Annotated in this window: 7 protein-coding genes; 4 read left to right on the forward strand and 3 right to left on the reverse strand. The window is 53.9% G+C overall.

The annotated features are described in order from the left end of the window. Positions 1–121 precede the first annotated feature (121 nt). On the forward strand, positions 122–1579 hold the full coding sequence (locus VLV32_00185; GenBank protein HUL40318.1) for an MFS transporter: 1458 nt from the start codon (positions 122–124) through the stop codon (positions 1577–1579). Between the two features lie 145 nt (positions 1580–1724). On the opposite strand, the gene VLV32_00190 is transcribed toward VLV32_00185, so the two are convergent. After that, on the reverse strand, positions 1725–2219 hold the full coding sequence (locus VLV32_00190) for a DUF3237 domain-containing protein (protein ID HUL40319.1): 495 nt from the start codon (positions 2217–2219) through the stop codon (positions 1725–1727). On the opposite strand from VLV32_00190, the gene VLV32_00195 reads away from it, so the two are divergent. Further along, complete coding sequence (locus VLV32_00195) at positions 2218–2427, forward strand: hypothetical protein (protein ID HUL40320.1); 210 nt, start codon at positions 2218–2220, stop codon at positions 2425–2427. The genes VLV32_00190 and VLV32_00195 overlap by 2 nt on opposite strands. Before the next feature lie 110 nt (positions 2428–2537). Here the strand turns inward: VLV32_00195 and VLV32_00200 are convergent, their stop codons facing one another. Continuing rightward, a complete protein-coding gene (locus tag VLV32_00200; GenBank protein ID HUL40321.1) occupies positions 2538–3410 on the reverse strand; it encodes an alpha/beta hydrolase in 873 nt (290 codons plus the stop codon). Between the two features lie 684 nt (positions 3411–4094). Here VLV32_00200 and VLV32_00205 point away from each other — a divergent pair. Both VLV32_00205 and VLV32_00210 read left to right on the forward strand, forming a co-directional pair. Beyond that, positions 4095–4592, forward strand: coding sequence for a hypothetical protein (locus VLV32_00205; GenBank protein HUL40322.1), 498 nt, complete (start codon positions 4095–4097; stop codon positions 4590–4592). 544 nt (positions 4593–5136) lie between these two features. Beyond that, the gene (locus tag VLV32_00210; GenBank protein HUL40323.1) at positions 5137–5937 is read left to right on the forward strand and encodes a methyltransferase domain-containing protein; all 801 of its coding nucleotides are present in this window, start codon (positions 5137–5139) and stop codon (positions 5935–5937) included. Positions 5938–6088: 151 nt separating this feature from the next. Here the strand turns inward: VLV32_00210 and VLV32_00215 are convergent. Next, on the reverse strand, positions 6089–6422 hold a 334-nt coding region (locus VLV32_00215; protein ID HUL40324.1), incomplete at its 5' end, for a di-heme oxidoredictase family protein.

Consider the following 6422-nt stretch of genomic DNA (forward strand, 5'->3'; position numbering starts at 1 on the left):
GAAAGGGGCGTGCCCCACGCGCCTTGGCGGGAAGCAATCACACGAATCCCAAAAACTTGAGATCCCGTTGACTCTTGCTATGAGAGAGCCGCGCAATTGCGAATCAGGAAGGAGTGATGCCTTGGTTCCCACCGAGCAAGTACTTAAGGATGCGGCTGCCTTCAGGACAATGATCCCAGCCCGGCTGGACCGGCTGCCGTGGAGCCGCTTCCACAGGCTCATAGTGGTCGCGCTGGGAATCACGTGGATTCTCGATGGTCTCGAGGTCACAATCAAGGGCGCGATCAGCGGTGTACTCCAGGAACCGCAAGTGATGAATTTCAGCGCTCCTGAGATTGGGCTTATTGCTTCGGGGTACCTGACCGGCGCTGTCCTGGGTTCGTTACTCTTTGGCGTGTTGACCGACCGGTTCGGCCGCCAGAAACTTTTTTTTATTACATTGAGCGTATACCTCGGTGGAGTTCTCCTAACCGCGTTTTCCTGGAATTTGTGGAGTTTCTTTCTGTTTCGTTTGATTACCGGAGCTGGCATAGGCGGAGAATACGCTGCGGTCAACTCTGCAATCGATGAGCTCATACCGGCGGAGTATCGCGGCCGGGTCGATCTCATCGTAAACGGAAGTTACTGGATTGGCGCGGCCTTGGGCGCCGCGTCCACTGTTTTTCTACTTGATCCGAATCTCTTTGCACCAAACGTAGGCTGGAGAGTCGCGTTCGGAGGCGGGGCATTTCTCGGCCTCTTTATTCTTTTTCTCAGGAGATACATTCCCGAGAGTCCCCGGTGGCTAGTCACCCATGGACAGCCAGAAGCGGGCGAACGAATTGTGCGCGAGATTGAAAACCGCATTGAGCGACAAACCGGCAAGAAACTCAAAGAGCCGTCAGGCGACTTCCTGACAATTCATCCTCACAAGAGCTTTGGATTGCGCCTCATCGCGCGAACTATGCTTCGGAAATACCCGAAACGTTTCATCCTGGGGCTTACCCTCATGATTTCACAGGCATTCCTATACAACGCCATGTTCTTCACTTACGCGCTCGTGCTGATCCGATTTTACGGTGTCGAATCCGGGCGTACGGGGATTTATCTGCTCCCGTTCGCGCTGGGAAATTTCGCCGGGCCACTTCTTTTAGGACGTTTTTTCGATACGATCGGCCGCAGGCCGATGGTGACCGGCACCTACGCAGTTTCTGGATTTTTATTGATCCTGACGGGAATTCTTTTTGACCATCAGCTGCTCTCCGCGGCCAGCCAAACAATCCTGTGGACGATTATTTTCTTCTTTGCTTCGGCAGCGGCAAGCTCCGCATATCTTACGGTGAGTGAAATATTTCCTCTGGAGATGCGCGCTCTTGCCATTGCTTTCTTTTATTCGCTTGGCACGGCGGTAGGGGGCATTGCTGCACCGTGGGTTTTTGGCGTCCTGATCGGGTCCGGGTCGCGAGATGCAGTCTTCTACGGATATTTCGTCGCAGCTATTTTGATGTTGGCCGCAGCGGCGGCAGAGGTAGTCTTTGGTGTAAAAGCGGAAAGAGTTGGACTGGAAAAACTCGCGACCCCGCTTTCTTCGAGCGAATAGATCGCCTTCACATTTCTGAGAATACGGAAAGCGCTGCCGAGCTGCCCACGCATGATGGCTCCGACTGAATTAAAAACCAATAAGGCGACCGATGCCGAGTGTTCGCCTTAACTCGTTGTCAGGCTTTTGCTCGCAACACCACGCCTTACAGTACTTCGAAGATGCTATAGATCGGTCCATCGACTCGGCGATGTCCGATGCCGATGGCGACGATGCGATTGATCCAGTCGTATTTTGCGGCCGAGGTCTCGAACAATGGATTAATGCGGAAATAATACCTCGTCGGATCGACCACCTCACCGTTCTCAATTCTCTCCATGATCTCGGGCGGACCATGGCGCAGCCCACGATATGTCATACAGACAAGGGCGTCGTCGTTGGTCTTAAGTGTGAGTCGTACGTCGAGAGTGGTGGCTCCATCACTGCGTACGGATTGCCAGTCGCTGCCTCCTTCAAGCACTTCGCCGGATAGTCGCTCTCCGCTAAATGACCCTCCGGGGACAATGCCGATGCGGCGGTATCCTCCCGGGGTTGCACCGATAATCAGGAGCTTGCGGACATCCAAGCGCATCACAAACAATGGCCGGGTTCGCACGTTGTTGAGGATTTCAGGTAGGTCATCGTTCAGGTCAGTAGACATGGCCGTCCTTTCGCATCTTGTGAGTCTGTATGATTGCCCGCAATGGTATCCGCTAAGGGATGAGGTCTTAATGCTGGCATCGCCATATTTTCATTCCTTGCTGTTCGATCGCCTTGCTTACTGGGGTGCAGTGCAAACTCGAGTACCGGCCGATTTCGATCTGGGAATACGTGTTGCTTATCATAGAGCATGCGGGTTTGCGACCTAACGGATTCTGTGTTTACTCGTTATTCGGTAAAACTGAAATATCAAGACCTGACTGCACCAAATTGTGGGCTTGGGATCGGCGGCGCCTCAGCCAAGGCGACAAATGGCCCGTCAAACCCGCTTGCCGATGCCGCGTGACGTTAGAAAAGCGTCGATGCGCGCGGCAATCTCCGGCGCTGCCTCGTCGAGAGCAAAGTGCCCGGCCTCCAGCAGGTAGATTTCGGCATCGGGAACTTCCCGTCCGTACGCGGTCGCACCCGCAGTTGTAAAGGAGGGATCGTACTTGCCCCAGACCACTAGCATGGGCGGCCGGTGCGACTGCAAGTACTCCTGCCAGCGGGGGTACGAGGCGACGTTGTTTCGATAGTCGTAGAACAGATCGAGTTGAATGCGATCCTGGCCAGGCTGCAACAGAAACGCGAGTTCGTCAGTCCACAGATCCGGATTATAGCGATCCACATTTGGCGAGGTCCCAACGTGCCGGAGTCGAGTCGCTTCCAGAGAGAGAAAATTTTCCCGCAGCTTGGCTTCGTTCGAACCCCGATTGGCCCAAAATGCACGCCGCGCCGCCCACAGCGATCCCAGACCTTCCTCGTGTGCAACCGCGTTTTGCACAATGAGCGCCTGCACGCGCTCGGGATGCGCAAGCGCCAGTCGGAACCCGATTGGGCCCCCGTAGTCCTGGAGGTAGAGCACGTACTGGGTGAGGCCGAGCGATTCGGTGAATTGATCAGTCACCTGCGCAAGATGATCAAAGGTATAGGCGAAGCGTTCGGGCGGCGGCGCCGCGGAGTGACCAAAGCCGGGATAGTCGAGCGCAACCAAATGGTAGCGGCTGCTCAGCAGGGGAAATAGCGAATCGAACATCCGCGAGGAAGACGGAAAACCGTGCAGCAGCAGGATGACAGGTGCTTCGCTGGCGCCCGCCTGCCGGTAGAAGATCTCTACTTGGCCAACGGTCTTCCAGTGATAAGTAACGTTCATTGACCGAGATCCTTTGTTTCAGTTGCTCAGAAACTGATCCATTGCGCATTGCCGAGGTCGCAGCGGCCGTTCCTCGCCCCGAAAAAGTTCTGGCCTACTATGCTTCAGCTATCTGCCGCTGCGCGGTAGGGCCAGGCCCTCAAATGTCGGCGCTGTCATACTCTAATCGTGCCAAGTAGGGATCAGCTTATCTCATTGTGTAACGAGTTCCATTAAATCGTGCCGCCCGCACCGACCGCAAGCTTGGGTATTGCGATCGATTTCGGCCAAACCGTGATCAACGCGCCCGGCCTGCTTCGAATACGGATTCCTGACCCGGCAAAAGCAAATACTCGAGAGCGGCATGGCTGTAATCTGGTGGCGAACTGCCGCTCTAGTTTGGAAGTAGACACTCGCCAAGGTCACTTTGTCGCCAAGTGAGTACATTAGCGAGAGGCCAGGCCAATCTGATGGCCTATGGGGCTCGAGTCCTATGGATTCCCCTCTTTGAACTCGAACCTGGGACTTGCGGATTAAAAGCCCAATCTTAATCGCGTAGCTTATTGATCTAAATGAAATTATGCGGCGATCGCCGTCGAATATTCTCGTCTTGCGCCCTCCCGATTTCTCATCAATTACGGATATGTGAATGAGTTCATATTAATTAAACGATTAAATCTGTATACAGGAACTAGGGAGAATGCCATGCGGGACAATCCGATCAATACTACGTCATCGATTATCATAGCTTCGGTCTCGGCTATTATTCTTTGCATAATGGGAATAGTCGCAATCACCGATCAAATCTGGTTGGTGAATGCTAGGACTAGCGACCCGGCTGTAAGCAGTAATGATGAATCGCATCAAAAGCCGAGGATCACCTCGTTGATTTTGGAGAAGCTCGCCTCCGCGCGGAAAGCCGCTTTGTCGCGAAGCTGTGCCAACTGCGGCGTGGTTGCCTTAATTACCGAGATTGACGGGGTTGATAAGAGGCCCAATAAACCTGTGATTCGCCGAGTCGAACTGCGCATGGATGACGGCACCTACCAAGTTATTTCACTGCGAGACCAATCCGTTTTTCATGTCGACGACAGAGTTAAAATTATCAATGGCGAAATAGTTCAATTGGGAAAAGCAAACAAGTTAGATCGTGACGGGTTGTTAGCAGCGATGCTGGCCATATTATCTCACCGGAATTATTGACCGGGACGATAGGCTCACACGAGCAATTCTCTGAAGTCACGAAAAGGCCTGCGGGAATGCAGGCTTTTTTGTTGCCCGGTCGCGCCCGCTCCTTTTCTCTCTATTCCTTTCAACGAGGCTCGTCTCCGAAATTTGCCTCAGTTCAACATTTACGGATCATATTGACTTTAGGTTCTCAGTTGATGTCGTGCCATTCAAGCGCTTAACCCTTTCGATGCTGCCGGCATTTTTATGCAATTCGCCACGCCTGATCCAGTTCGGTGCCTCCACGAAGTTGATGACGTCACCCCTGCCACGCCGAAAAGGTTCCCGTTTTGATTCCGACAAGTGTCGGATTGGTCGAAGCGGGGATTGCACTAGGTGCATTTCGGCGACCCGACCGCAAGCAAGGCAGTCAAGTTGAACCCGCGGATTGCCCCCATGATTTGCCCTACCTGATGGGCAACACTTACTATAATAGCAAAGGCTCACGGGGCGGCGATTTCGATTCCTAGCACTCACGCTGAGCCGCCCTTTAATGATAAATCGCAGGATAACAACGAGCATGCGAACCGAAACTCTGGCGATACTGTGCAGCCCCCTCGAGCACGCGGCGCTGGAGCTTGTTACCGATGCGGCTGACAATGGCGAGACCCGGCAATCGCTTGTCAATCGTGAGCACGGGCTCAAGTTTCCGATTCGTGATGGGATCCCGCATTTCGTCGAGCCTCACGAAATTACCGGCATCAACAGCCGGTTTCGCAGGATTTATGACGGCTGGGCGCCCTTCTACGATCTGTTAAGCCGAGTCGGACTGTACGTGCTTGGTGTCTCGGAGCTCGAGTTGCGCAAGAAATTTATCGAAACACTGGAAATCAAGCCGGGCGATCGGGTGCTCGCTACCTCGGTCGGCACCGGCTCTGATCTGCCGTTTCTCCCACAGGATTGTGATTATTTCGGACTTGACCTTTCGACGGGGATGTTGAAGGTGTGCCAGAAGAAGATGCGGAAACTGAGTGCGGCCGCCGAGCTGTTCCTGGGGCAGGCCGAACATCTGCCGTTCAGGGGCGCGAGTTTTGACGTAGTCTACCAAATGGGAGGGATCAACTTTTTCAACGACCAGGGAAAAGCCATCAACGAGATGATTCGCGTGGCTCGGAACGGCTCGAAAATCGTTATGATGGATGAAACCGAAAAGGTTGCCCGGACGTTGGAGCACATTCCAGGCATCAATGCTTGGTTCAAGCATCAGCACAGACCAATCATTCCTCCCGCGCCGCTAATCCCGGCGGGGATGGAACAGCAGAAGTATCGCGAGTTGTATGACGGCCAGGCCTGGTACCTGAGCTTCAGGAAACCGTGGTAACCTGCTACCGAGAAAACTAAAACGCAACAAAAACAAACAGACCATGCGTCAACATTAGACAAACCGTGATAGTGACGTACTTCATGATCAACAAATCATAACTGCATTGTCCCCGAACAGCAGATCGTCTCCTGCGCCGCCGGGATCAATCTTACAAACTCCGCAGGAAATTAATAATGTCCTGTTTATCCTCGGTGGATAGGCGATTGAATTTGGAAATTACGCGATTTGCTTCCGAGCCCCGGCTGGCGTGTTGCTCAATCGCGTCAACCAAGTTTTTGGTGCGCCCGTCGTGGAGAAAGAAAATGCGTTGCCCGGCGCCCCACAGTGGAGCCGTGCGAAACTCGTCGTCTCCCGCGAGCCCCTGGGTAACGCCGTCCGCGAGCCGTTCGCCCATGTGGTGAACCAGCAAGTCCGAAAACAACCGGGCTGTACCTTGGTTGGTGATCGCGGCGCTCGAAGACTCGCTCACGGCAAGCTCAGGC

The sequence above is a fragment of the Burkholderiales bacterium genome (assembly GCA_035518095.1).
In the GTDB taxonomy this organism is placed as follows: domain Bacteria; phylum Pseudomonadota; class Gammaproteobacteria; order Burkholderiales; family JAHFRG01; genus JAHFRG01.

Coding starts and splice junctions, on each gene's coding strand:
- VLV32_00195 (HUL40320.1), top strand. CDS start 2,218: ATGGCCGTCCTTTCGCATCTTGTGAGTCTGTATGATTGCCCGCAATGG.
- VLV32_00190 (HUL40319.1), bottom strand. CDS start 2,219: ATGTCTACTGACCTGAACGATGACCTACCTGAAATCCTCAACAACGTG.
- VLV32_00200 (HUL40321.1), bottom strand. CDS start 3,410: ATGAACGTTACTTATCACTGGAAGACCGTTGGCCAAGTAGAGATCTTC.
- VLV32_00205 (HUL40322.1), top strand. CDS start 4,095: ATGCGGGACAATCCGATCAATACTACGTCATCGATTATCATAGCTTCG.
- VLV32_00210 (HUL40323.1), top strand. CDS start 5,137: ATGCGAACCGAAACTCTGGCGATACTGTGCAGCCCCCTCGAGCACGCG.